Genomic DNA, 23,190 nt, shown 5'->3' with positions numbered 1-23,190 from the left:
GACCTCTACTCCTCGTCTACCGGAACAGCCACGCTATTCCATCGCCCCCACCCCGGCGTTCGTCGGCGGAAGGCCAGCCAGCTGGCACACACCAGCATCGTCGCGACTGCCGTCCACTGACTGCCGGTGAGGCCGGTGCCGTGCGTGACGTCGACGCGGAACCAGTCCTCGACGAAGCGGTTGAACCCGTAGAACACGCCGAACACGAGGATGAGGAAGCCGTCGTAACGCGGCGTGCGGCGCAGCCACAGCAGCACGGCCAGGACCACGAGCGTGAGCACGAGGTCGTACAGCGCGGGTTCGTGCACGGCGTGGCCGGGACCGGCGATGCAGGGCACGGCCGTGGCGACGTTCGCCGCCGGGCACCTGTAACCGAGGAAGAAGTGCGTCGCCTTGCCGAGGTGGTCCCACACGATGAGGTCGCCGACGCGCCCGATGATGACGCCCACCGCCATGCCCGGCGCGGCGGCGTCCATCGTCTGCCAGAACGACAGCTTCCGTTTGCGCATCTCGGGCAGCGCCAAGAGGATCGCCCCGGCAAAGCCACCGAGCAACGAGATGCCGCCGTGCCAGATCTTGAAGATCTCGAGCGGTGAACTCGTGTAATCGCCGATGTGGTTGAGGACGTAGGCGACTCGGGCGCCGATGATGGCGCCGATGGCGGCGCGCACGAGCAGTGCACTGACGTCGTCGCCCGTGATCCCCTTTTTCTCCGCGGCCGGCAACATGACCCGGGCGCCGATCAGGAAGCCGATGGCGATGCCCATCCCGTGCGGCGACAGCCGAAACGGCCCGATGTCGATATGGACCAGCGGGTGGTACGAGATGTACGCCAGCAGAGCGAGCACGTGCAGTGTTTAGTGCCACACCCTGTTGCCATACTCATCGCCATGAGTTATGCGCAGGCGCACTCGGCGCTTCGGGTGGCCAACGGGAAGTGGCCGCTGGTCGAGCGGGCGGCGCGAGAAGACGCCGAGGCGGTGGCGCTGGCGCCCTTCGCCACCCGGGCCGACGGGGCCGGCGACCGCGCCGTGGCCGAGGATCCCGACCGCTTCCGCACCTGTTTCGAACGCGACCTCGACCGCATCAAGCACAGCCGTCCGTTTCGCCGGCTTGCCGGTAAATGCCAGGTATTCATCGCCCCCGACGACGATCACCTGCGCAACCGGCTCACCCACGCCATCGAGGTCGCCCAGGTGGCGGTCGGCATCGCCCGTCCCGCCGGGTTGAACGTCGCCCTCACCGAGGCCGCGGCGCTCGGCCACGACTGCGGCCACGGCCCGGCGGGCCACGCGTCCGAAGAGGCGCTGTCGCCCTACGCCGTCGGCGGCTACCACCACGCCGTCTACGGCGCCGACGTCGTGCTGCGGCCGCTCAACCTCTGTGCCGAGACACTCGACGCCATCCGCAACCACAGCTGGAACCGCCCGGCGCCGGTCACGCCCGAAGGCGAAGTGGTGGCGTGGGCTGACCGCATCGCCTACGTGTGCCACGACTTCGAAGACGCCGTGCGCGCTGGCATCGTGCGCGCCACCGATCTCCCCGACGAGGTGGCCGACGTGGTGGGCGTGCGCCGCTCGCGCCAGCTCGACGCGTTCATCACCTCGGTGCTGCGCACGATCGAGGACCACGGCGTGATCGGCATGCAGACCGCCGAAGCCGAAGCGCTCGCCGCGTTCCGGTCGTTCAACTTCGAGCGCATCTACCTGCGCCCCGACTCCGTCGACCAGGCCGAGCGCGTCATCGAACTGCTGCGGGCGCTGACCGACTGGTTCATCGCCCGGCCGACCGCACTCGGCCTCGACCCCGGCAGCCGCGAGTCCGAGATCGTCGCCAGCGCGGTGCAACACGTCAGCGGGATGACGGATCGGTACGCGCTGAGCCTCGCCGTCGAGCACCTCGGCTGGGACCCAGCCAAGCTGCCGCGCGGCGCCTGAGCCTCAGCCCAGCTTCAGTTCGCTGCGGTAGACCCGCGTGGCGCCGAGGTCCACGACGCGCTGCGCCAGGGCACGGAACGCCTGTGCCGCTTCGCTGTCGGGGTTGCTCACCGTGATCGGCTCGCCGTGGTCGCCGCCCTCACGCAACTCGGGCACGAGCGGGATCTGGCCGAGCAGCGGTGCGTCGATGTCCTCGGCGAGGATCTGACCACCGCCCGCCCCGAACAGTTCGTAGCGCTTGCCGTCGTCGCCGGTGAACCACGACATGTTCTCGATGACGCCGCGCACCGGCAGGTTGAGCTTCTTCGCCATCGCGGCGGTGCGCTGGGCGACGCGCTGCGCCGCGGCCTGCGGCGTCGTCACCACGTAGATCTCGGTGCGCGGCAGGTACTGCGCCATCGACAGCGAGACGTCGCCGGTGCCCGGCGGCATGTCGACGACGAGGAAGTCGGGCTCGTCCCAGTACACGTCGGTGAGGAACTGCTCGAGCGCCTTGTGCAGCATCGGGCCGCGCCAGATGACGGCCTGGTCCTCGTCGATGAAAAAGCCCATCGAGATGCAGCGGATGCCATTGGCTTCGGGCGGCACCATCATCTGGTCGATGACAGTCGGCGGGCTGTCGACGCCGAGCATCGCCGGCACCGAGAACCCGTACACGTCGGCGTCGAGCACGGCCACGTCGTAGCCGAGCTGCTTGAGCGCGATCGCCAGGTTGACCGTGACCGAGCTCTTGCCTACGCCACCCTTGCCCGAGTTGACCCCGATGACGCGGGTGCGGCTGCCCTCGCGGAACGGCAGTGGCTTGGCCGGCGCGTGCGAGTGACCCTCGTGGCCCTGCGCGTGCGCTCCATGACCGGCGCCGCCCATGATCTCGGAGACCTTGGCGCGCTCCTCGTCGGTCATGACGGTGAAGTCGACCGTCACGTTGGTCGCACCGAGGGCGGTGACGGCGTCGGTGACGCGGGTGGTCAGCTCGGCGCGCAGCGGGCAACCCGCGATGGTCAGCGCGACCGTCACGGCGACGGCGTCGCCGTCGATCACGACGTTCTTGACCATGCCGAGGTCGACGATGCTGCGGCGCAGCTCCGGGTCCTGGACGGGGCGCAGCGCTTCGATGATCTGCTGTTCGGAAAGGCTCACGGGGATTTCTCCTATCTGCATAGGTAGAATATCGGTGTGTCCACGGATGCCGAATTTGCCGCGGCGGTCTCGGCCGTCACCTCAGCGTTCGGCGACCCCACCCGGCGGGCCATCTACCTGTTCGCCCGCGAGTCGGCCGACGACGGGGTGACGGCAACCGCGGTCGCCGAGAAGTTCGCCCTCCACCCGAACGTCGCCCGCCACCACCTCGACAAGCTCGCCGCCGGCGGGTACCTCGAGGTCACCGTGAAGCGCAGTGCGCAGGTTGGTGCCGGCCGGCCCTCGAAGCACTACAAGGCCTCGGCAGTCGTCGAGCCCCTCGAGGTCCACAGCCGTCGCGACGACCTCCTCGCCACGCTGCTCGGGCGGGCGTTGTCGCTCCTCCCGGCTGATCAGGCCGAGGAACTCGCCGAAAGCGTCGGCGAGGAGTACGGCCGCTCCCTGGCCGAGCGCATGTCGCCCGGCGACGTGCATCGCTCGTTCCGCTCAGCGCTCGCGGCGGTGGCCGACGCGCTGACGGCCCACGGCTTCGCCGCCCACGCCGAGGCCCGCGGCACGTCGCTGCGGATCATCAACGACCAGTGCCCGTTCGGCAGCGCCGCCCACGAACACCCGGTGATGTGCGCCGTCGACCGCGGCATGGTCCGAGGCATGCTCGGCGGGCTCTACGGCGACACGGTGCCCGTCACCGAAAGCTCGCGCGCCATGGGCGGCGACGCCTGCGTCACCTCCCTGTCGTAGCAACGTGGCTCGTGCCTACCTAGACCACGCGTCGGTCTCTCCCCTGCGCCCGGAGGCGAAGGCAGCGCTGGTCGAGTGGCTCGACGTGACCGGCGATCCCGGGCGCGTGCACACCGAAGGGCGCATGACGCGCGTCGCGTTAGAGGACGCCCGCACCCGCGTCGCCGCGTTCTTCGGGGCGCGACCGCGATCGGTCGTGTTCACCAGCGGCGCCACCGAGGCGATCAACGCCGCGTGCTTCGGTGCTGCATCGCGCCGGCCCGACGGCGCGTTCGTCGCTGCCGCCGTCGAGCACTCGGCGGTGCGCGAGGCCTCGGCGCGCCACGGCGATCTACTGGTGCCCGAGGTCGACAGCTGCGGCCGCATCTCCGTCGACAGCGTGCGCGCCCTGCTCGAGCGCAACGTCGCTCTGGTGCACTGCCAGTTCGCCAATCACGAAGTGGCGACCCTGCAACCCGTCGCCGAGATCGCGGCGCTGTGCCAGGAACGCGGCGTGCTACTGCACGTCGACGCGGCCGCCGCCGCCGGCCACGTCCCGATCGCCTTCGACGACCTCGGCGTCGATCTGTTGTCGATCAGCGCCTCGAGGTTCGGCGGGCCCGTCGGAGTCGGCGCCCTGCTCGTGCGGCGCGGGCTGCGCATCGATCCGCTGCTTCTCGGCGGCGACCAGGAGCGAGCCCGACGCGCCGGGCTCGAAGCCGTCGCTCTCGTGGAGGCGATGGCGGCGGTAACCGACGGCCTCACGGTGGCGCAGACCCGCGAGGCGAACGACAACTTCGCGCAGACGTGCGCGCTCGCCGACGCCGCGCTGGCCGTCCACGGGGTAGTGCAGTACGGCGATCCGGTTGGGCGCGTTCCGCACATCGTGTGCTTCGGCATCGGCGGCGTCGAGTCCGAAGCGGTGCTGCTCGGTCTCGACCAAGCGGGCATCGCCGCGCACTCCGGCAGCGCGTGCTCGTCCGAGGCGCTCGAACCGTCTCCCGTGCTCGAGGCCATGGGAGTGGACGCCCAGCGCAGCCTGCGCCTCAGCGTGGGGTGGTCGACCACCGACGACGACGTCGCCGCGTTCGCCAACAGTTTTGGCTCGGTGGTCGACAAGCTGCGCGCGCTGCGCACGTCGTAAGACCCCTGACGCGAAAAACCCCCGAATCTCCGGCCGGACCACCCCCACCACAGCCCGACCGGCGATTCAAGGTTTCCGGAAAGCTACGCCGACCTGACGGCCGCGTAAAGAGCAACTTTTGCGAGCACGATCTAGTCGACGGGGATGCCGGCCTCGGCCGCGGCGCGTTTCAACGCGTCCTCGACGAGCGAGACCATCGCCTGCGGTGGACGATTCGCAAGAAACAGACGAAACTCCCCAACTGCCCCCGCCGGATCGCCCTTGTCCTGCCACAGCATCATCCCGCGGAAGAAGTGAGCATCGGGATACGTCGGGTCGGCGGCGACGGCCTGGTCCTCGTAGGTGAGGCCCTTCTCCTGGAGCGACTTGTCGTCAGCACCGGCGAGGCGCAGCAGCCAGCCCTTGTAGGCCAACGCGGTGGCGTTCTGCGGATCCTTCTTCAGGATGGTGTCGTACAGCTTCAGCGCGTCGACCGGCTTGCCGGCGCCGATGAGTTCGGTCGCTTGCGCCAGCTGATCGGCGGTGTTCTGCGGCAGCGAACCCGTGAGCGGTCCACCGGCCGGTCGCGAGCCGGCCGCCCCGGCGAGGGCGACGCCGGCCAGCCCAGCGACGGCCAAGCAGGCGACGACGACCAGGGCCGTGCGCCGCGGGTTGCGGGTGCGCGGCGTCGCGGCGACGACCGCAGCCGGCGTCGCCGTAGCGTCGCCGTCGAGGGCGCGCATGACGGTGGCGGCCCGGGCGACGTAGTCGTCACGCAACGCGGCGAAGTCGTCGGCGGCGAGATCGCCGGCGGCTTGCTCCTCGTCGAGGTCCGCGATCGAGCGCAGCAGGAAGTCACGCTCGGCGACGAGTTCGGCGTGCTCGAACTCGGTCACGTCGGCTGCTCCGCGCGCGCCACGAGGGCGCGGTCTTCATCCGACGGATGCTCGAGCGAGCGGCGCGACCAGCGCTGGAGCGCAATTCCCAGCCCCGCGATGGCGGCCACGACGGCGACCACCGGCAACACCCACACCACCCCGCCGATGCCACTGCGCGGCGGCGTGAGGATGATGTCGCTGCCGTACCGGCCCTCGAGGTAGGCCTCGATCTCGGCGCGCGACTGGCCCAGCTCGATGCGGCGGCGGATTTCGATGCGGATCGCCTGCGCCGCCGGCGCCGCCGACTCGGCCACTGATTGGCCGCGACACGTCGGGCAGCGCACGTCACGGGCGATGGCGTCGGCGCGCTGGGCCGCGCTGGGTTTGCTGGCGCCACCGCCGGTGGTGGCGATCACGATGGCGACGATCACCACGATGGCGAGCGCGAGCCACGCCAAGCGCGCCCGTGTCATCTCGACGGCTTCATTTCGACTGGGTCACTTCGCTTCGCCCGCCTTGGCCTGCCGCAGCAACGCTTCGAGCCCGTCGGCGTCGGCGCCGCCGGTGATCTTGTAGATCACGTAGCCGTTCGGGTCGACGAGGTAGCTCTCCGGCAGCCCGCGCACACCCCAGTCGAGGGCGATCGCGCCCTTCGGGTCGTCGACAACCGTCCAGTCGCCCCCGTGGTTGTGCAGGAACGTACGCACGGTCGAGGCGCGGTCGCCGTAGACGACCTGCATCACCGCCGCGTCGCCGATCTGGGCGTGGTGGGCAGCGAAGCGCACCAACTCGGGATGCTCCTGGCGACACGGCACGCACCACGTGGCGAAGAAGTTGACCAGCACGTACCTGCCGCGCAGTTCGTCCAAGGACTGCGCCGGGCCCGACACGATGTCGCCCTGTACCGAGGGCGAGATGTGACCGAGCAGCGGGCTGTCGACGGTGCGCTGCTCCGCCGGCTTCGCCTTCGCCGCCACGACGATCACGACGAGCAACACGACGGCGACGCCCAACGCGATCCACGGCGCCGTACGGCGCCGTCGCAACCCACCCGCCTGCGTCATACGGCCACGGGTTCCGGTTCAGGCTCAGGACCGAGCACGGCCGACGCCGGCGCCGTCGGAACCCGCCGCTTACCCGGCACGAGCGCCAGCACGGTGCCGAGGCCGATCACGAGTCCACCGGCCCACAGCCAGCTCACCAGCGGCGTCACGATCACGCCGATCACGGCCGAGCCCGTCGTCGACGACGGCGTGGTCACCAGGGTGAGGTACACGTCTTCGAACAAGCCGGTGTGCACCGACGGTGTGCCGATGGCCTGGGTGGCGAAGGGATACTTGCTCAGCGCCGGTCGGTAGATCTTGCCGCCGTCGATGCGCACGTTGGCCACCTCGGACGTGCGGTTCTCGTGCTTCTGGCGCGACACGCCGACGTAGGTGATGCGGTGACCGTCGAGCCGCGCCGACTGGCCCGGCTTCAGGCGGAACTCGTCGCGCTGCACGAACGACATCGACGCCGCGAACCCGACGGCGACGATGACGACGCCGAGGTGCACGATCATGCCGCCGTTGGCTCGGCCCATGACGCCGCGCCACCAGGGCTGCCCGGCACGACGGGCGGCGCGGGCGGCCAGGGCCAGCTGGCGCAGCGCGGCCGCGGCGGCGAACGCGCCCAGACCGAAGGCGAGCAGCGCGGCGAGGCTGTGCACGCCGAACAACACGAGGACCATGAGCGTCAGCGCGCCGGCCCACGCCGGGACCATCAGCCGATCGCGCAGCACACCCCGGCTCGCCTTGCGCCACGGCAGCGCCGGTGCCACCGCCATCAAGAACAGCAAGGCCAACCCGATCGGTCCCGTCATGCGGTCGAAGTAGGGCCGGCCGATGGTGAGCCGGTCGTTGTTGATCGCCTCGGCGATGAGCGGGAACACGGTGCCGAGCAGCACCACGAAAGCGAACGCGGCGAACAAAAGGTTGTTCATCAGGAACGCGGCCTCGCGCGACACCGGCGAGTCGATCATGCCGGGCGAACGCAGCGCGTCGCCGCGCCAGGCGAGCAGACCGCACACCACCACCACGATCACGGCGAAGAAGCCGAGCAACATCGGGCCGATGCCCGACTCGGTGAAGCTGTGCACGGAGTCGAGGACGCCCGAGCGCGTGAGGAACGTACCGAGGATGGTGAGGGCGAACGTGGAGGTGACGAGCGACAGGTTCCAGACGCGCAACATGCCGCGGCGTTCCTGCACGAGCACCGAATGCAGGTACGCGGTCGCCGTCAGCCACGGGAGGAACGACGCGTTCTCGACGGGATCCCACGCCCAGAAGCCGCCCCAGCCGAGCACCTCGTAGGACCACCAGGCGCCGAGGATGATGCCGACGCTCAGCAGACCGAAGGCCACCAGCGTCCAGCGCCGCATGGCCAGCACCCAGCCCTCGTCGACGCGCCCGGTGATGAGCGACGCCACGGCAAACGCGAACGGCACGGTGAAGCCGACGTAGCCGGCGTAGAGGATCGGCGGGTGGAACGCCATCAACGGGTGGTTTTGCAGCAGCGGATTCGGACCCGGCCCGTCGGTAGGGATGGCGCCCTTGATCGTGTGGAACGGATCGGCGGGACCGAGCAGCAGCAGGAAGAAGAACGTGCAGACGACGAGCATGACGACCAGCGCCCAGCCGAAGATCGGGTCGTCACGCTGTGATCGGTGCCGGATGGCGAGCGCCGCGAGGTAGATCGCCAGCACCAGCACCCACAGCAGGATCGAGCCTTCGAGGGCCGACCACGCTCCGGCGACGGTGTAGAGCAAAGGGGTGTGCCGGCTGCCGTTGTCGGCGACGAACTTCATCGAGAAGTCGTGCCGGACGAGCGCGAACTCCATCGCGCCCATGCCGATGATCGCCGCCGCGAGCACGAACCACACGTAGCTCCACGCGGCGCGCAGCATGGCGCTGCGCTTGCGCACAAGACCGACGACGAGCGTGCTGCACCCGACCGCGGAGGCCAGGAACCCAAGCAGCGCCGCGCTGTGCCCGACTATCGCCGTCACGACTTGTAGTCCTTGACCCGCGTGGGGTTGGCCTTGCGGTACTCCGCGGTGTGCTTGACGAGAATGCGGTCGCTCTCGTAGGTCGCGCCGGCGAAGTGCCCCTCGAGCACCACGGGAATACTCGCCTTGAACAGCTCAGGCGGGTCACCGACGTGGTGAACGTGGATCTCGGCGTTGTTCTCCTCGACCACGAAGTCGACTCCGCCATCGCGCTCGTGGACCGACCCGGGCGCCACGATCCCTTCGAGGCGGAAGCGACGCGTCCCGAGCGACGAGCGCTGAGCGACGGCCTCGTCCACGGTCTTGAAGTAGACGGTGGCGTTCCTGAGTCCTTGCCACAGCAGCAGACCGGCGACGGCGACCGCTACCGACAAGAAGATGGCGGCGTACCCACGCTTCACTTCGTGTCCGACCCGCGCTTGGTGACGGCCCGCAGACGCGTCCAGGCCCAACCTGAATATGCGCCCAGCGCGCCGATGGTGATGGCGTAACACGCCACGACGTATCCGCTCACGGCAAGACCACTTCGGCTTCGCGGCGGCGCGCCTCGATGGCGTCGGTCAGCGCGTCCTCTTCGACGTGCGCCTCCGCCTCCATCACCTTCACGCGCACGATCAGCAGCCAGGCGTAGGTGAGCGTCATGGCGACGAAACCGAGGAGCATGGCGGCGATGAAGTCGCCGTCGAGCTCGCTGCCCGGGTCAAGCGACGCCAGCGAGCGGCCCTGGTGCAACGTGCGCCACCACTCGACCGACATGTGGTTGATCGGCACGACGATGACGGCCATCACGGCGATGATCGCCGAGCGCTTCGCCCGTTGCGCCGTCGTGTCGGCGACGCCGCGCTGGGCGAGGTAACCCAGGTAGATCACGAACATGAGCGCCGTCGTGGTCAGGCGCGCGTCCCACGTCCACCACACACCCCACGTCGGGCGACCCCACAGGCTGCCCGTGATCAGCGTGAGCCCGGTGAACAGCACGCCGAGTTCGGCCGATGCCGCCGCGATGGCGTCGAAGCGCAAACGGCGCGTCCGCGGCCACAGGTAGAGCATCGACGCCAGCGCGGTCACACCGAAGGCGAGATACGCCGTCCACGCAATCGGCGGGTGAAGGGCGATCATGCGCGAATACGTGCGCTGCTCGTAGGTCGCAGGCAGGCCGAGACCGAGCACGAACGTGCCCGCGAGCGTGACGACCGCGAGGGCCCCCAACGCGCGCACTGACTTCATGACTCCTCCTGAAGGGTCCCGTACCCGACGACACCCACTGCGACGTACAGCACCGCGAACGCGGCGAGTAACTCAAGCCAGCTAATCGCGTCGCCCGACACGCCCGCCAATCCGGCCTCCCACGCGCGGGTCGCGGCCAGCAACACAGGGGCCAAGACGGGCAAAAGGAGCAACGGCAGCAGGGTGCTGCCGACGCGCAGGCTGGCAGCCACCGCCGCGTACGCCGTGCCGGCCGCCGCGAGGCCCGCCGTGGCCAGCAAGGCGGTGAGCAGCAGGATGAACGGGTCGTGGAGCCGCGTTCCGTACAGCACGACGATGCCGGCTCCCAGCAGCACCTCGAGCAGCGCCAGCTGGGCCCCCACGGCCACCGCCTTGCCCAGGAAGACGCCGCCCGGTTCGAGGCCGGCGAGGCGCAGGCCCTCTCCCGCTTTGTCGGCGACCTCCACCGCGGCGGAGCGCTGGACGGCGAGCACGGTACAGAACAACACCGCCAGCCAGTACAGACCGGCCGACGCCCGGGTCAACACGCCGCGATCGGGGTCGAGGGCAAAGGCGAACAGCACGAGCACGAGCACGGCGAAGGGGGCGATCTGCTGTGTCGTCACCTTCGAGCGCCGCTCGATGCGCAGGTCCTTGCCGGCGACGAGCGCGGCATCACGGAACACGGACGCGCCCCACGTTCGTATGGACCATGCCACCGGCGACGGTGAGCACCCGCGTCGACAGGGCGGTGGCGCGGTCGGTGTCGTGGCTGGCGATGAGCACGGTCGCGCCCGCCGCGGTGGCGTCGCGCACGACGCCGTCGATCAGGTCGCGACCCTCCTCGTCGAGACCGGCGTGCGGCTCGTCGAGCAACCACAGCTCGGCGCCGCGAGCGACGAGCGCGGCGAGCGAGGTCCGCCGGCGCTGACCGGCGCTGAGGGCGGCGGCGCGCGTCGTGGCCAACCGGCCGGCGAGACCAAGGCGCTCGAGGGCACCGTCGACCGACGCGAGATCGCCGCCGGCGGCGCGCACCGCGAACGTGACGTTCTCGCGCACGGTCAAGTCGTCGTACAGGAAGCCGGCGTGGCCCAACATGGCGACGCGACGGCGCACGGCAGTGCGGTCCCGCACGATGTCCACGCCGAGGACGCTGGCCTCGCCTTGCGCCACGGGCACGAGCCCGGCGCACACCCGCAGCACGGTGGACTTACCGGCACCGTTGGGGCCGCGTAACAGGACGACCTCTCCCGTTTCGACCGTCAGGTCAGCACCCGCCAGGGCGGGGAAGCCGCCCAGCAGCGCGACGACGGATCGGAGACGGACAGCTGGCTCGCCGGCGGCGAGCCCGATGTGCTCGGGCGGGTGGCGGGGCTCCATGGGAGGCACCAATGGTACGGGCGGCTCCGACCCTGATACCAAGCAGGGCGGTCGTCGGAACTACCTTTCGTTGCGTGGGATGGCGACCGATTGTGTCGGCGATCGGCCGCGTGTTCATGGCGGCGGGCACGCTGATGCTGCTGTTCGTCGCCTACGAACTCTGGGGCACGGGTATCTCCGCGGCCAAGAGCCAGAAGTCGCTGTCGCACCAGTTCACGGCGGCGAAAGCGGCGACGACCCCCGAGCAGTACGACCTCAACCCACCGGCCATGCCGACGGGCAGCGCCGTCGCCATCATCAAGATTCCCAAGATCGGTGTCGAGAAGACCGTCGTGCAGGGCGTCGGCGTGGAGGATCTGAAGAAGGGCCCGGGCCACTACCCCAACACCCCGATGCCAGGACAGGCGGGCAACGCCGCGATCGCCGGGCACCGCACGACGTACGGCGCGCCCTTCTACAACCTCGATCAGCTGAAACCGAGCGATCCGATCCTCATCACGACGCTCCAGGGCAGCTTCCGCTACGAGGTGACCGGCACGCAGATCGTGAAGCCGAGTCAGGTGGCCGTGCTCGACAACACGCCCGACAACCGGCTCACGCTCACAACGTGCCACCCCCGCTTCTCGGCGAGCTCGCGCATGGTGGTATCGGCCAAGCTCATCGGCGTCGCGCTCCCCGCACCGAAACAGGACCCCAACACGCCGGCGCTCACCGAGGCCGACGTCGCCGGTCTCAGTGGCGGCACGACCGCCCGGGCCCCAGCCGTGCTGTGGGGCCTCGCCTTCGCCGCCGTGTGGGCCGCGGCCTACGGGATCCGCCGCTGGCTCGGTCACAAGTGGATCGTGTGGCCGGTGGCCCTGATCCCCATGGGCGTCACACTGTTCTTGTTCTTCGAGAACTTCGCCCGTCTGCTGCCCGCCAACGTCTAGCGGATCACCCAGCCCAGTCCGTGGGTGTCGAAGAAGTTGACGAGGTCGGACGCGATCAGCGTGAGGCGGTTGGTGAACAGCAGCACGCCGAACACCACGAGCAACGCGCCGGCAACGCCGTTGAGCACCCGGTAGTGCCGCTTCACCCAGCGGAACGTGCCCTCGAGCCGCGCGAGTCCGATGCCGCTGAGGATGAACGGGACGCCGAGGCCGAGCGAGTAGACGAGCAGCAGCGCGGCGCCCTTGAGGACCGTGCCCTCATTGCTGGCGAGCACGAGCAGCGCGGCGAGAATGGGCCCGAGGCACGGCGTCCATCCGAAGGCGAAGGCCATGCCCATGACGGGCGCGGCGTACGGACCGAGCCGCCGCGGCGACACGTGGAAGCGCTTCTCGGCCTCGAGCACGCTCGGTGACGCGACGCCGGCGAGGAACAATCCCATCACCACGACGACGACGCCGGCGACGCGGTCGAACACCACCTTGTGGTTGAACAGGAAGTCGCCGACGGCGCTGGCCGACGCGCCGAGGGCGACGAACACCACGGAGAACCCGGCGACGAACAGGAGCGTGGTGCGCAGCACCACGCGTTGGTCGGCGCCCTGCGGGTCGGCGAGTTGCTCGCCCGACAGGCCCGACATCATCGCCAGGTAGCCCGGCACGAGCGGCAGCACGCAGGGCGACAGGAACGACAGCACGCCGGCGCCGAAGGCCGCGGGGATGCTGGGGTCGGCCACGATTAGTTGCCGCTGAAGTTGGGTGTCCGTTTTTCGGCGAAGGCGGCGCGCCCCTCCTGCAGGTCCGCACTCGACCAGGCGCGGTCGACGGCGTCGACCACGTCCGCGTCGGTGAGTTCGACTTCGAGGCGGTTCAGCGCCAGCTTGTGGGCCGCGATCGTCAGCGGCGCACGCGCCGCGATCTCGGCCGCCCACGCCTGGGCATCGGCGAGCGTGCCGATGCGGTTGACGAAGCCGAGGTCGTAGGCGCGCTGGCCGTCGATCTCCTCGGACGCCAGCAGCATCGCCCGCGCTTGGCTTCCCCCGACGAGCATCGCCACCTGCTGCACGGTGGTGTGGTCCACCGCCACGCCGAGCTTGGCCGCCGGGACGCCGAAGCGCGCCGCGGTCGTGGCGACGCGCAAATCGCAGGCGGCGGCGAACTGGACGCCGGCACCAAGAGCGAACCCGTCGACGGCCGCGATGGTGACGACCGGCGCAGCGCGGAACGTGTCGAGACACGCCCGGATAGCGAAGCGCACGCGCTCGGCCTCGTTGATGTCGGCGCCGCTGCAGAAGTGCCCGCCGGAGCCGGTGAACACGATCGCACCGGCGCCCGCGCCCACGCTGTGGCGAACCGCGGCGCCGATGGCGTCGCACGCCGCTTCGTTCACCGCGTTGCGGCGCGCCTGACGATCGAGCGTGATGGTGGCGACGCGGCCGTCAATGCTGGTTGAAACGTCGCTCACAGGCGTAGAACTTACGCATGTTCTTCCTCATTTCCCTGATCCTCGGCGGCCTGATCATCGGAGCGTTGGGGCGGCTCGCGGTGCCCGGGCCGAACCCGATGAGCGTCGGAATGACGATCCTCGTCGGCATCGCCGGGTCGCTTGTCGGGGGCTTCGTCGGCTACCTGCTGTTCCACCGCGCCGGTGGATGGATCCTGGCCGTGATCTGTACCGCGGGGATCGTCTACTTCATGCAGCGCCGAGAGGTGCGGTCCTAGCCGAGCAGTCCGGCGGCCTTGCGGGCCCCGACGCGTTCGACGTCGGCATCCACCATCATCGAGACCAGTCCCTCGAAGGTGACTTCGGGCTGCCAACCCAGTTCAGCGCGCGCCTTCGACGCATCGCCGATCAGAAGGTCGACTTCGGCGGGACGGAAGAACCGCTCGTCGGTGCGGACGTGATCCTCGTAGTTCAGCCCAACCCGGGCGAAGGCGAGCTGGCAGAACTCGCGGATCTCGTGCGTCTCGCCCGTCGCGATCACGTAGTCGTCCGGCGTGTCCTGCTGCACCATCTGCCACATGGCCCGCACGTAGTCGCCGGCGAAGCCCCAATCGCGCTTGGCGTCGAGGTTGCCCAGCACGAGCTCCTTGTCAATCTTGTGGTGGATGCGGGCGACGCCGTTGGTGATCTTGCGGGTCACGAACTCGAGGCCGCGGCGCGGCGACTCGTGGTTCATCAGGATGCCGCTGGACGCGTGCATGCCGTAGCTCTCGCGGTAGTTCACGGTGATCCAGTGGCCGTAGACCTTGGCGACGCCGTACGGGCTGCGCGGGTGAAACGGCGTCGTTTCGCGCTGGGGAGTCTCGACGACCTTGCCGAACATCTCCGACGACGACGCCTGGTAGAAACGAATCGACGGGTCGACGATGCGGATCGCATCGAGCAGGCGGGTAACTCCCAGGCCGGTGGCGTCGCCGGTGACGATCGGCTGGCGGAAGCTCTCGTAGACAAAGCTCTGCGCCGCGAGGTTGTACACCTCGGTCGGCGCGTACTCCTTGACCGCGTTGACGAGGCTCGTCTGATCGGTGAGGTCGGCACCCACGAGAGTGATGCGTTCCTCGATGTGATGGATGCGCTCGAAGTTCGGCGTGCTCGTGCGTCGCACGATGCCGACGACCTCGTATCCCTTTTCGAGCAACAACTCGGCGAGATACGAGCCGTCTTGTCCCGTGATGCCGGTGATCAGTGCGCGCCGCGCCATGCCGGGCAGTCTGTCAGATGGGCGCGTCAGCGCCCTTCAAGAGCCGGCGGCGCTAGCGGCCCTTCCATTCGGGCGGCCGCTTGTCGGCGAACGCGGCGATGCCCTCCTGCGCGTCCTCGGTCAGCGTGGTGAGTGTCAGCAGCGGGTGCAGCAGCGCCAGCGCGTCGGCCGCCGCCCGGTCCCACACGTCGTAGAACGAGTCGCGGCCGAGCTTCACGATCGCCGGTGACTTACCCGCCAGCGTGGTCGCCAGCTCGCGCACGGCGGCGTCGAGTTCGGTGACGGGCACCACGCGCGTGACGAAGCCGATCCGCTCCGCCTCGGCGGCGTCGACGCGGCGGCCGGTGAGCATGAGTTCCAGCGCCTTCTTCGGCGGCATCGACCGCGTCAAGGGCACGGTGATCATGTACGGCCAGAGGCCGACGTCGATCTCGGGCGTACCGAACACCGAGTTGTCAGCGGCGATCACGAGGTCGCACGCCAGCGCCAGCCCGAAGCCCCCGGCCAGCGCGTACCCGTGCACGCGGGCGATCGTCGGCTTGCCCAGAGCCCACAAGTCCTGGAACAACGCGGCCATGCCACCGCGCCCTTCGTGGAGTTCGAGATAGCCGGCGCCGTCGGCCATGTTGCCGAGATCCGCCCCGGCACAGAACGCCTTGTCGCCCGCACCGGTGATGACGACGACGCGCACCGCGTCGTCGGCCTTCGCGTCGGCGAGTCGGGCGCGCATCTGTCCCACGACGTCCCACGACAGCGCGTTGCGCCGCTCGGGCCGGTTGATCGCCAGCGTCGCAACCCCGTCGGCGACGTCGTAGAGCAGTTCGGGTGCCATCGGCGGCCGAAAGTACCGTCTGCGCACCATGCCCGCCGCCGCCGTCGTCTCGTATCGCCTCGGTCACGCCGACGGCGTGTCGGTCGAAGCCGCCAAATGGATCGGCGCGCTGCGTCGCCTGGGCTACGACGTGCACACCGTCGCCGGCGCCGGCGCGGCCGACGTGATCCTGCCCGGGCTCGCCTACTACGCGCCCGACGACGTCGCCGCTCCGGCGCGCGCGGAGCTCACCGACGCCTTCGGCGGCGCCGAGGTCGTGATCGCCGAGAACATCTGCTCGCTGCCGCTCAACCCGCGCGCCGGGCGCGCGGTGGCCGACGCCCTGCGCGGCCGGCGCGCTGTCCTGCGCCATCACGACGTGCCCTGGCAGCGCGAGCGCTTCGCCCACTGGAACGAGCCGTTGCCGACGGACGAGCACTGGACCCACGTGTGCATCAACCAGCTCACGCAGCGCGAACTCGCCGCCCGCGGCATCGAGGCGCGCGTCGTCTACAACCACTTCGACGTGACGCCCATCGGCAGCGCGGCAAGCGCGCGCGACGCGTTGGGCGAAGACGGCCTGCTGGCGCTGCAACCGACCCGAGCCATCGCCCGCAAGAACATCCCCGAGTCGATCCGCATCGCCGAGAAGGTCGGCGCCACCCTCTGGCTCGCCGGGCCCGCCGAAGAGGGCTACGGCGCGACCCTCGACGCCTTGCTCGACGCGCGCCGTGTCCCCACCATCCGCGGCATGCCGTCCGGTGTCTCGATCGCCGATGCCTACGAAGCGTGCGACCTCGTCACCTTTCCCTCGACATGGGAAGGCTTCGGCAACCCCACCGTCGAGTCCGCGATTCACCGCAAGCCCCTCGTCGTCGCCTCGTATCCCGTACTCGAGGAGTTACGCGCCTTCGGTTTCCACTGGTACGACATCGACACCGTCGAACTCGACGACCACAAGGCGCTGGAGCACAACTACGAAGTGGCGGCGCGGCACTTCAACTTGCGCGATCTCCCGCAAGCGATCGCCGAAGTACTGAAAGACTGAGCGCGTGGACGACGACGAGCGCATCCTGCGCCAACGGGCCCAAGCAGCCCGGCTGGCGGCGCTGGGCCAGCGGGTGGGCTACGCGCTGCTGGGCATCGCGCTCGTGGTGTTCGTCTTCGGCATGGCGACCGACCTGAACGGCACAGAGACGGCCGTCGTCGTCGTCTGCCTCGCCGTCGCCGGGGTCGTCCTCGGCCCGGCGATCATCCTCGGTTACGCCGCCAAGGCCGCCGAGCGCGAGGAACGCACCGGCCGGACGGGGCACTAGTCGTCGTTGCGGATGGTGCCGACGGCTTGCGCGTCGGTGATGGTTGCGCCGGTGGCATTGCTGAGGTTCACGACGAACGTCTCGTCGGCCTCCTTGATCGCGTCGGCGCGGACGGACACAGTGAACGTCGCCGTCTTCTGTCCCGCCGGGATGGTGATCGTCTGCGACTTGGTCCAGTAGTCGGAACCGCCGGCGAGCGCGCTGGCGTTGCCTGTGGTCAACCTGACGCTCACCGGCGAGGTCGACGCCGCGGTGAGAGAGACGGTGAACTTGAACATCGTGTTGGCCGTCGTCGTCGTGCCTTCGTACTTCGACACGTCGGCGATGCGGATCCCGATGCCGTCGTCGTTGAGCAGGGTCCCGGCGCCCGTCGCCTTGAGGATCGTGGCGCCGACGGGATTCGACAGCGTCACGTAGAAGCGGTCGTTCGGCTCCGGTGCGGTGTCGCCGTTGGCCGCCACGACGAAGGTTGCATTCGGCTGTCCGGCAGGAATCGTGACGGTCCCGCTCGCGGCCGTGTAGTCCGAACCGGCGACGGCGGTGCCGTCAGCCGTCGTCCAGTTCACCGACACCGGCGTAGCGGACGGCGCCGACAACGATGCCAAGAACGTGACGTTGGTCGTACCGCTGTTGCCCTCGGCCACGGCGACGTTGTTGACCGAAACGGTCGGCACGGCGACCGGCGCGCTGACCGAGCCAGTCAGCGTGTACTGGCCGACGCTGCCGTATCCGGAGTACCCCGTCGTGAGCGGATCGCCCGAACCCACACCCTGCACCCGCACGTAGTAGCTGCCGGCCGCGACGGTGGTGACGATCGACGCGTTGAGTCCCGACACGGAATCGTCCGTGGCGCCCTGCATTGACGGCGGGTCGTTGCTGGCGACGACGTTGCCGGCGCCGTCGAGCAGCTCGAGCTTGATGTCGAGGTTCGGACCGACCGGCGCCGGATTGGCGGCGAAGCTGAGCGGACCCGCACCAGCGTTCAGGGAGAACACGTCGACGTCGGCATCGGTGCCGATGATGCCGCTCACCGTCCCGCTCGCCGGGAAGGGGGTGGCGGTGCCTGTGGTGTTGCCGTAGTCGTCGGCGCGCAGCGGCGCGCCGTTGTGCTGCATGACGGCGAAGTCGTCTTCGGTGTTGTTGGCGGCGCCGTAGTCGCCATCACTGAACTGCGTCAGCGGGTGGTAGTAGCCGGCGCCCATGATCGGCGCCCAGTCGCCATGGCCAAAGTCGTACGCGGAGGTTGCGTTGCCGTCGTGGCTCAGGCCCAGGTTGTGGCCGACTTCGTGCGCGATGGCATCGGCGAGGTCTTTGTCGTAGCCGCCGAGCGCTTGGCTGAAGATCAAGGCCGGCTCGTAGTACTGATGGCTCGACGTCACGGCGAACGTGCCGACGTACGCGACGCCGGCGCAGCCGCAGCCGCTGTAGATCGTCGACGTGTTGGTGATGAGCGCCTTCGTGCCGTACAGCTGGTCGCTCGAACCGACGCGGTCGAGCAGCGACAACGCGGGCGCTTCGGTGGTCACGTCGACGGCAAACGGCGCGTAGTCCTCCGCCACGCGGGCCCACGCGCCCTGAATCGAGTCCATCTCGCCGTCGCTGAACGACGACGGGTTGCCGTCGGTGTCAAACGGCGACGCGTAGAACGGCGCGCCGTTCGTGTAGCTGTCGTTCCAGGCGGTGCCGGTGACGGTGTCGCCCACGAAGTCGAGATAGATCGTCCGCGACGCGCCGGGAAGGCTGTGCAGCTTGAACGTGTCGGCGTAGGGGAACAGGGGCGAGGTCGTCTGCGCCGCGTACGTCGCCGGGCGCTTGGGTGGCAGCGGCGTCGCGTCGACTTCCGGGCCGAACGGCGCGGGCCTGACCGCGGCGCAGACAAAGGCGAGGAACGCCACGAAGAGGGTGAGGCGAAGCGGCTTGGACATCTCGGGATTCGTCCCATCGGCGTACGCCACGTGATCTTGACAGGTGACTAATTAGTCACGTATCTTGGAGTCGTGAGTGCGGAGGAGACAGACGATTCGGTCTTCAAAGCACTCGCCGATCCGTCGAGGCGGCTCTTGCTCGACCGCCTCTTCGAGCAAGACGGTCGCACCCTCATCAGCCTCGAAGCCGAGTTGCCGCACCTCACGCGGTTCGGCGTGATGAAGCACCTGCGGGTGCTCGAGGACGCCAATCTCGTCATCACCGAAAAGGTGGGCCGCGAGAAGTTGCACTACCTGAACCCCGTCCCGATCCGGCTCCTCCACGACCGCTGGATCGACAAGTACACCGAGCGCCGGGTTTCCGCGCTCGCCGACCTCAAACACGAATTGGAGAAGAACGCATGAGCACGACCCAGATGTTCCGCGTGTACATCAAGGCCACCCCCGAGGCGATCTGGGAGGCGATCACCTCACCTGACTGGAACGACCGCTACGGCTACAAGAGCAAGGGCGAGTACGAGCTGCACGCCGGCGGCGCGTACAAGTGACACGCCACCGCCGAGATGCGCGGCTTCGGCATGCCCGAGATCGTCATCGACGGCGAGGTGCGCGAAGCCGACCCGCCGAAGAAGCTGGTGCACACCTTCCACGCCTTCTTCAGCCCCGAGCAGGCGGCCGAGCCCGGCATCATCGTCACCTACCTGATCGAGCCCGAGGACAACGGCCTGACCCGGCTGACGATCGTCACCGACGAGAACAACTCACCCCATACGTTCGCCATTGTCACCGGGGGCGAAGGCAAGCTCACCGAAGGCGGCGGCGGCTTCCCGTTCATCCTCAGCGACCTCAAGTCGCTCCTGGAGTCGGGCAAGTCCCTGCAGGACTGACGATGCGTCGGCCCGGTCGTCGTCATTACGCCGTGACGACGACCTGGCCGATCATCTGGGGGTGGATGGCGCACGCGTACGGATACGTGCCCGGCTTGGTGAACGTCACCGAGAACGTGTCGCCTTCGTTCAACAGTCCGGACGAATGAAAGCCGCCCGATCCGTCCCAGTCGCCTGCATCGACATGCCGGGGCTCCGGGTCGCCGTTCTCGTCGAAGACCGCTTCGGGCACTTTCCACTGCACGGCATCCTGCGCTCGGTGGTCGTAGTGCACGTCGCCCGTCTTGTCGACGGTGAAGACCGGGAAGTACGCCGGCACGTTGAAGCTGACGGTGTGCGACAGCCCCTTGAAGCTCCACGTGACCGGACGGCCGACCTTCGCCGTGACCTTCGTCGGGAAGAACTCGTTCGCCGACACGTAGCCGGGTGAGAACAGATCGCCGGTGTTCGCTCCGGCGAGGACCGCACTCGGTGCGCGCGTCGAGGCGCGAGTGGCCTTGCGCACCGCTTCCGCCGGTTTGCGCTCCGCCTTGCGGATCTCCTTGAGCGCCTCGCGATTCGCCGCGGCGTTGGAAGGGATGGAGGTCTTGCGCGGAACGATCTTGACCGTGCCGCTCATCGACACCCAGTGGTAGTTGCAGAAGTAGCTGTAGGTCCCCGGCGTTGCGTTCTTGGCAATCTTCACGGTGTAGGAGTTCGCCCCGCTGCCCTGCCAGGGGATGTAGCCGCTGTTGTAGAGCGCCTGGCGGCCGGTGAACTGCGGCTGCGGCTGCCCTTGCGTCGGGCACGTGGTACTCGGTCCCGTGATGACGTTGTCGTGGCTGTCGGTGTAGGTCGGGACGTCGGCGACCTTGGCGACGTAGCAGGGCCGCGCCCCACCCTCGTAGATCTTGCGATCGTCGTCGACCATCCCCGGCACCTTGGCCGCAGCGGCGTCGACGGCATCGACCGTCGACTGCGGCACCCCGTCCGCCAGGGCTGCCTCTCTGGAGTCGTACTTCTCCATCAGCGGTTCGTACTTGATGAAGTTGTCGACGACGGTGCCCATCGTCACGCTGTGTGGTTCGCCCGACCACGTCTGCTTGAACACCACCGTGTCGCCCGGGTGCACGATCACGTTGCGCGGGTAGTAACCGAGAAACGACGAGGGGAACTCGTCGGCGCGGTAGTCGACCCGCACGGTGCGCGTCGCGGTGCTGCCGCCGCCACCGCAAGCCGTGAGCACCCCCGCCGCGATCGCGACCGCTCCCCCGAGACGCATGATTCTTGCCATCAGCTCGACCCTATGCGTGTACGCTGGTGTGGTCATGCGTGCCACCACGTACAACGTTGCTGTAGCCAGCCTCCTTCTCCTTACGTAGGCGAACGCCCTTTCGGGTGTTCGCCTTGCCTCCTGTGCCATCTCGGCCGGGAGGTTTTTTCGTTGCAGCGTCTTTTTGTTTCTCGAACTCCGACTCCCTGACCCAAGGACCCGACCGATGCCCCCCAAGAACGTGCAACCGAAGAAGATGCCCTTCGAGAAGTACCAGGCGTTCCGGCCGCTCCCCCTCGCCCTGCCCGATCGCCGCTGGCCGAACGTGCAGATCGAGAAAGCGCCGCTGTGGTGCTCGGTTGACCTGCGCGACGGCAACCAGGCGTTGATCGACCCGATGGACCCGACGCGCAAGCTGCGCATGTTCACCACCCTCGTCGACATGGGGTTCAAGGAGATCGAGGTCGGGTTCCCGTCGGCCAGCCAGCCCGACTTCGACTTCGTCCGCCAACTGATCGAGGACGACCTCGTCCCGGACGACGTCACGATCCAGGTGCTGACGCAGTGCCGCGACGAACTCATCGAGCGCACCTACGAGTCGCTCGAAGGATGCAACAAGGCGATCGTGCACTTCTACAACTCGACGTCGATCCTGCAGCGCCGCGTGGTGTTCGGGCTCGACTACGAGGGCATCACGAAGATCGCCACCGACGCCGCGAAGATGTGCCGCAAGCTCGAGTCGAACATGGGCAACTCGCACATTCGCTACGAGTACTCGCCCGAGTCCTTCACGGGTACCGAGATCGACTACGCCATCGAGATCTGCTCGGCGGTGTTCGATGTCATCGAGCCCGACGCCGATTCCAAGATCATCTTCAACCTGCCGGCGACGGTCGAGATGTACACGCCCAACATCTACGGCGACGTCATCGAGTACTTCCACCGCAACGTCCCCCACCGCGACCGCATCGTGCTTTCGCTGCACCCGCACAACGACCGCGGCACCGGCGTGGCCGCGGCGGAGTTCGGGGTGATGGCCGGTGCCGATCGTGTCGAGGGCACGCTGTTCGGCAACGGTGAGCGCACCGGCAACGTCGACGTCGTCAATCTCGCGATGAACCTCTTCAGCCAGGGCGTCGACCCCGAACTCGACATCTCCGACATCGACGCGCTGCGCCGCGTCGCCGAATACTGCAACCGCCTGCCGGTGTCGCCGCGGCATCCCTGGGGTGGCGACCTCGTCTACACGTCGTTCTCCGGCTCGCACCAGGACGCGATCAAGAAGGGCTTCGACGCGCTGTACGCCGAGCAGGGCCAGGACTACCACGAGTGGGGCGTTCCCTACCTGCCGATCGACCCGAAGCACGTCGGACGCACGTACGAAGCGGTCGTGCGGGTCAACAGCCAGTCGGGCAAGGGTGGCGTCGCCTACATCATGAAGGCGGAGCACGGCTTCGAACTCCCGCGCCGGCTTCAGATCGAGTTCTCACGTGCGATCCAGCACGTGACGGAGGACACCGGCACCGAGATCTCGCCCGCCGAGATGTGGTCGCGCTTCGAGAGCGAGTATCTGCCAGCCGAGCCGACGTACCAACTTCTGAGCCACGAGATGACGACCAACGACAAGGGCGCCACGATCACCGCGCAGCTCCTCGTCCACGGCGAGCACCGGACGGTGACGGGAACGGGCAACGGCCCGGTCGCCGCGTTCGTGCACGCGCTGCAGAGCAACCTCGACGTCGACGTCGAAGTCACCGACTACGCCGAGCACGCCGTGTCGGCTGGCGCGGAAGCGACCGCCGTGGCCTACGTCGAGGCCCGCAACGAGGACGGCATCCGCTGGGGCGTCGCCATGGACCCGTCGATCCTCGCCGCCTCACTCAAAGCCGTCCTCGGCGCCGTCTCCCGCCTCGAACAGCTCACCCCTTGACCGATCCG

General features: G+C 68.7%; 27 protein-coding genes. 11 read left to right on the top strand and 16 right to left on the bottom strand.

Annotated elements, in window-relative coordinates:
- Positions 1-5: 5 nt before the first annotated feature.
- A complete protein-coding gene (lgt, locus tag VHC63_03420) occupies positions 6-848 on the bottom strand; it encodes a prolipoprotein diacylglyceryl transferase (protein HVV35626.1) in 843 nt (280 codons plus the stop codon).
- 42 nt (positions 849-890) lie between these two features.
- Between lgt and VHC63_03415 the strand changes: the two genes are divergently transcribed.
- The gene (locus VHC63_03415) at positions 891-1,937 is read left to right on the top strand and encodes an HD domain-containing protein (GenBank protein ID HVV35625.1); all 1,047 of its coding nucleotides are present in this window, start codon (positions 891-893) and stop codon (positions 1,935-1,937) included.
- Positions 1,938-1,940: 3 nt separating this feature from the next.
- Here the strand turns inward: VHC63_03415 and VHC63_03410 are convergent, their stop codons facing one another.
- Positions 1,941-3,077 carry an Mrp/NBP35 family ATP-binding protein gene (locus tag VHC63_03410; GenBank protein ID HVV35624.1) on the bottom strand — a complete coding sequence of 379 codons (1,137 nt, stop codon included), beginning with the start codon at positions 3,075-3,077 and terminating at the stop codon, positions 1,941-1,943.
- A 36-nt stretch (positions 3,078-3,113) separates the two neighbouring features.
- Between VHC63_03410 and VHC63_03405 the strand changes: the two genes are divergently transcribed.
- Both VHC63_03405 and VHC63_03400 read left to right on the top strand, forming a co-directional pair.
- Positions 3,114-3,818 carry a helix-turn-helix domain-containing protein gene (locus VHC63_03405; protein HVV35623.1) on the top strand — a complete coding sequence of 235 codons (705 nt, stop codon included), beginning with the start codon at positions 3,114-3,116 and terminating at the stop codon, positions 3,816-3,818.
- Positions 3,819-3,822: 4 nt separating this feature from the next.
- Complete coding sequence (locus tag VHC63_03400) at positions 3,823-4,941, top strand: cysteine desulfurase family protein (GenBank protein HVV35622.1); 1,119 nt, start codon at positions 3,823-3,825, stop codon at positions 4,939-4,941.
- A 131-nt stretch (positions 4,942-5,072) separates the two neighbouring features.
- On the opposite strand, the gene VHC63_03395 is transcribed toward VHC63_03400, so the two are convergent.
- The 8 genes from VHC63_03395 to ccmA all read right to left on the bottom strand — a co-directional run bounded on the left by VHC63_03395 (position 5,073) and on the right by ccmA (position 11,430).
- The gene (locus tag VHC63_03395) at positions 5,073-5,816 is read right to left on the bottom strand and encodes a tetratricopeptide repeat protein (GenBank protein HVV35621.1); all 744 of its coding nucleotides are present in this window, start codon (positions 5,814-5,816) and stop codon (positions 5,073-5,075) included.
- Positions 5,813-6,271, bottom strand: coding sequence for a cytochrome c-type biogenesis protein CcmH (locus VHC63_03390; protein HVV35620.1), 459 nt, complete (start codon positions 6,269-6,271; stop codon positions 5,813-5,815). The genes VHC63_03395 and VHC63_03390 overlap by 4 nt, the downstream gene beginning before the upstream one ends.
- Before the next feature lie 24 nt (positions 6,272-6,295).
- Positions 6,296-6,844, bottom strand: a complete 549-nt coding sequence (locus VHC63_03385; protein HVV35619.1) for a TlpA disulfide reductase family protein — start codon at positions 6,842-6,844, stop codon at positions 6,296-6,298.
- A gap of 14 nt (positions 6,845-6,858) precedes the next feature.
- Positions 6,859-8,844, bottom strand: a complete 1,986-nt coding sequence (locus VHC63_03380) for a heme lyase CcmF/NrfE family subunit (protein ID HVV35618.1) — start codon at positions 8,842-8,844, stop codon at positions 6,859-6,861.
- Positions 8,841-9,245 carry a cytochrome c maturation protein CcmE gene (locus VHC63_03375; GenBank protein HVV35617.1) on the bottom strand — a complete coding sequence of 135 codons (405 nt, stop codon included), beginning with the start codon at positions 9,243-9,245 and terminating at the stop codon, positions 8,841-8,843. The genes VHC63_03380 and VHC63_03375 overlap by 4 nt, the downstream gene beginning before the upstream one ends.
- Positions 9,246-9,354: 109 nt before the next feature.
- Positions 9,355-10,071: a cytochrome c biogenesis protein CcsA gene (ccsA, locus tag VHC63_03370; GenBank protein ID HVV35616.1), complete on the bottom strand. Its 717-nt coding sequence runs from the start codon at positions 10,069-10,071 to the stop codon at positions 9,355-9,357.
- Positions 10,068-10,736: a heme exporter protein CcmB gene (locus VHC63_03365; protein ID HVV35615.1), complete on the bottom strand. Its 669-nt coding sequence runs from the start codon at positions 10,734-10,736 to the stop codon at positions 10,068-10,070. The genes ccsA and VHC63_03365 overlap by 4 nt, the downstream gene beginning before the upstream one ends.
- Positions 10,726-11,430 (bottom strand): heme ABC exporter ATP-binding protein CcmA, encoded by a 705-nt coding sequence (gene ccmA / locus VHC63_03360; GenBank protein HVV35614.1) that lies wholly within the window; start codon positions 11,428-11,430, stop codon positions 10,726-10,728. The genes VHC63_03365 and ccmA overlap by 11 nt, the downstream gene beginning before the upstream one ends.
- A gap of 74 nt (positions 11,431-11,504) precedes the next feature.
- Between ccmA and VHC63_03355 the strand changes: the two genes are divergently transcribed.
- Positions 11,505-12,359, top strand: coding sequence for a class E sortase (locus VHC63_03355; protein HVV35613.1), 855 nt, complete (start codon positions 11,505-11,507; stop codon positions 12,357-12,359).
- Here the strand turns inward: VHC63_03355 and VHC63_03350 are convergent.
- Together VHC63_03350 and VHC63_03345 are read right to left on the bottom strand one after the other, a co-directional pair.
- Positions 12,356-13,093, bottom strand: a complete 738-nt coding sequence (locus tag VHC63_03350) for a cytochrome c biogenesis protein CcdA (GenBank protein HVV35612.1) — start codon at positions 13,091-13,093, stop codon at positions 12,356-12,358. The two genes, VHC63_03355 and VHC63_03350, sit on opposite strands and share 4 nt — an antisense overlap.
- Positions 13,094-13,095: 2 nt before the next feature.
- Entirely contained in the window at positions 13,096-13,821 is a 726-nt protein-coding gene (locus VHC63_03345; GenBank protein HVV35611.1) for an enoyl-CoA hydratase-related protein, read from the bottom strand.
- 17 nt (positions 13,822-13,838) lie between these two features.
- On the opposite strand from VHC63_03345, the gene VHC63_03340 reads away from it, so the two are divergent.
- Positions 13,839-14,078, top strand: coding sequence for a hypothetical protein (locus tag VHC63_03340; protein HVV35610.1), 240 nt, complete (start codon positions 13,839-13,841; stop codon positions 14,076-14,078).
- Here the strand turns inward: VHC63_03340 and gmd are convergent.
- Positions 14,075-15,061, bottom strand: coding sequence for a GDP-mannose 4,6-dehydratase (gmd, locus tag VHC63_03335; protein HVV35609.1), 987 nt, complete (start codon positions 15,059-15,061; stop codon positions 14,075-14,077). The genes VHC63_03340 and gmd overlap by 4 nt on opposite strands.
- A 52-nt stretch (positions 15,062-15,113) precedes the next feature.
- Positions 15,114-15,893, bottom strand: coding sequence for an enoyl-CoA hydratase-related protein (locus VHC63_03330; GenBank protein ID HVV35608.1), 780 nt, complete (start codon positions 15,891-15,893; stop codon positions 15,114-15,116).
- Positions 15,894-15,921: 28 nt separating this feature from the next.
- On the opposite strand from VHC63_03330, the gene VHC63_03325 reads away from it, so the two are divergent.
- The gene (locus VHC63_03325) at positions 15,922-16,920 is read left to right on the top strand and encodes a hypothetical protein (protein HVV35607.1); all 999 of its coding nucleotides are present in this window, start codon (positions 15,922-15,924) and stop codon (positions 16,918-16,920) included.
- Between the two features lie 4 nt (positions 16,921-16,924).
- On the top strand, positions 16,925-17,188 hold the full coding sequence (locus tag VHC63_03320; GenBank protein HVV35606.1) for a hypothetical protein: 264 nt from the start codon (positions 16,925-16,927) through the stop codon (positions 17,186-17,188).
- On the opposite strand, the gene VHC63_03315 is transcribed toward VHC63_03320, so the two are convergent.
- Positions 17,185-19,113 (bottom strand): Calx-beta domain-containing protein, encoded by a 1,929-nt coding sequence (locus tag VHC63_03315; GenBank protein HVV35605.1) that lies wholly within the window; start codon positions 19,111-19,113, stop codon positions 17,185-17,187. The genes VHC63_03320 and VHC63_03315 overlap by 4 nt on opposite strands.
- 72 nt (positions 19,114-19,185) lie before the next feature.
- Between VHC63_03315 and VHC63_03310 the strand changes: the two genes are divergently transcribed.
- The 3 genes from VHC63_03310 to VHC63_03300 are packed head-to-tail and all read left to right on the top strand — an operon-like array spanning position 19,186 to position 20,000.
- Positions 19,186-19,518, top strand: a complete 333-nt coding sequence (locus VHC63_03310; protein ID HVV35604.1) for a hypothetical protein — start codon at positions 19,186-19,188, stop codon at positions 19,516-19,518.
- The gene (locus tag VHC63_03305; GenBank protein ID HVV35603.1) at positions 19,515-19,661 is read left to right on the top strand and encodes a hypothetical protein; all 147 of its coding nucleotides are present in this window, start codon (positions 19,515-19,517) and stop codon (positions 19,659-19,661) included. The genes VHC63_03310 and VHC63_03305 overlap by 4 nt, the downstream gene beginning before the upstream one ends.
- Positions 19,662-19,691: 30 nt before the next feature.
- A complete protein-coding gene (locus VHC63_03300) occupies positions 19,692-20,000 on the top strand; it encodes an SRPBCC domain-containing protein (GenBank protein HVV35602.1) in 309 nt (102 codons plus the stop codon).
- Positions 20,001-20,025: 25 nt separating this feature from the next.
- Here VHC63_03300 and VHC63_03295 read toward each other — a convergent pair whose 3' ends face one another.
- Complete coding sequence (locus tag VHC63_03295; protein ID HVV35601.1) at positions 20,026-21,273, bottom strand: plastocyanin/azurin family copper-binding protein; 1,248 nt, start codon at positions 21,271-21,273, stop codon at positions 20,026-20,028.
- Positions 21,274-21,478: 205 nt separating this feature from the next.
- Here VHC63_03295 and leuA point away from each other — a divergent pair, with 205 nt between their 5' ends.
- Positions 21,479-23,182, top strand: coding sequence for a 2-isopropylmalate synthase (leuA, locus tag VHC63_03290; protein ID HVV35600.1), 1,704 nt, complete (start codon positions 21,479-21,481; stop codon positions 23,180-23,182).
- Positions 23,183-23,190: the final 8 nt, after the last annotated feature.

This window comes from Acidimicrobiales bacterium (assembly GCA_035546775.1).
Lineage (GTDB): Bacteria > Actinomycetota > Acidimicrobiia > Acidimicrobiales > JACCXE01 > JACCXE01.
Note: the sequence above shows the minus strand (reverse complement) of the source record. Positions and strands in the feature narration are given on the sequence as shown.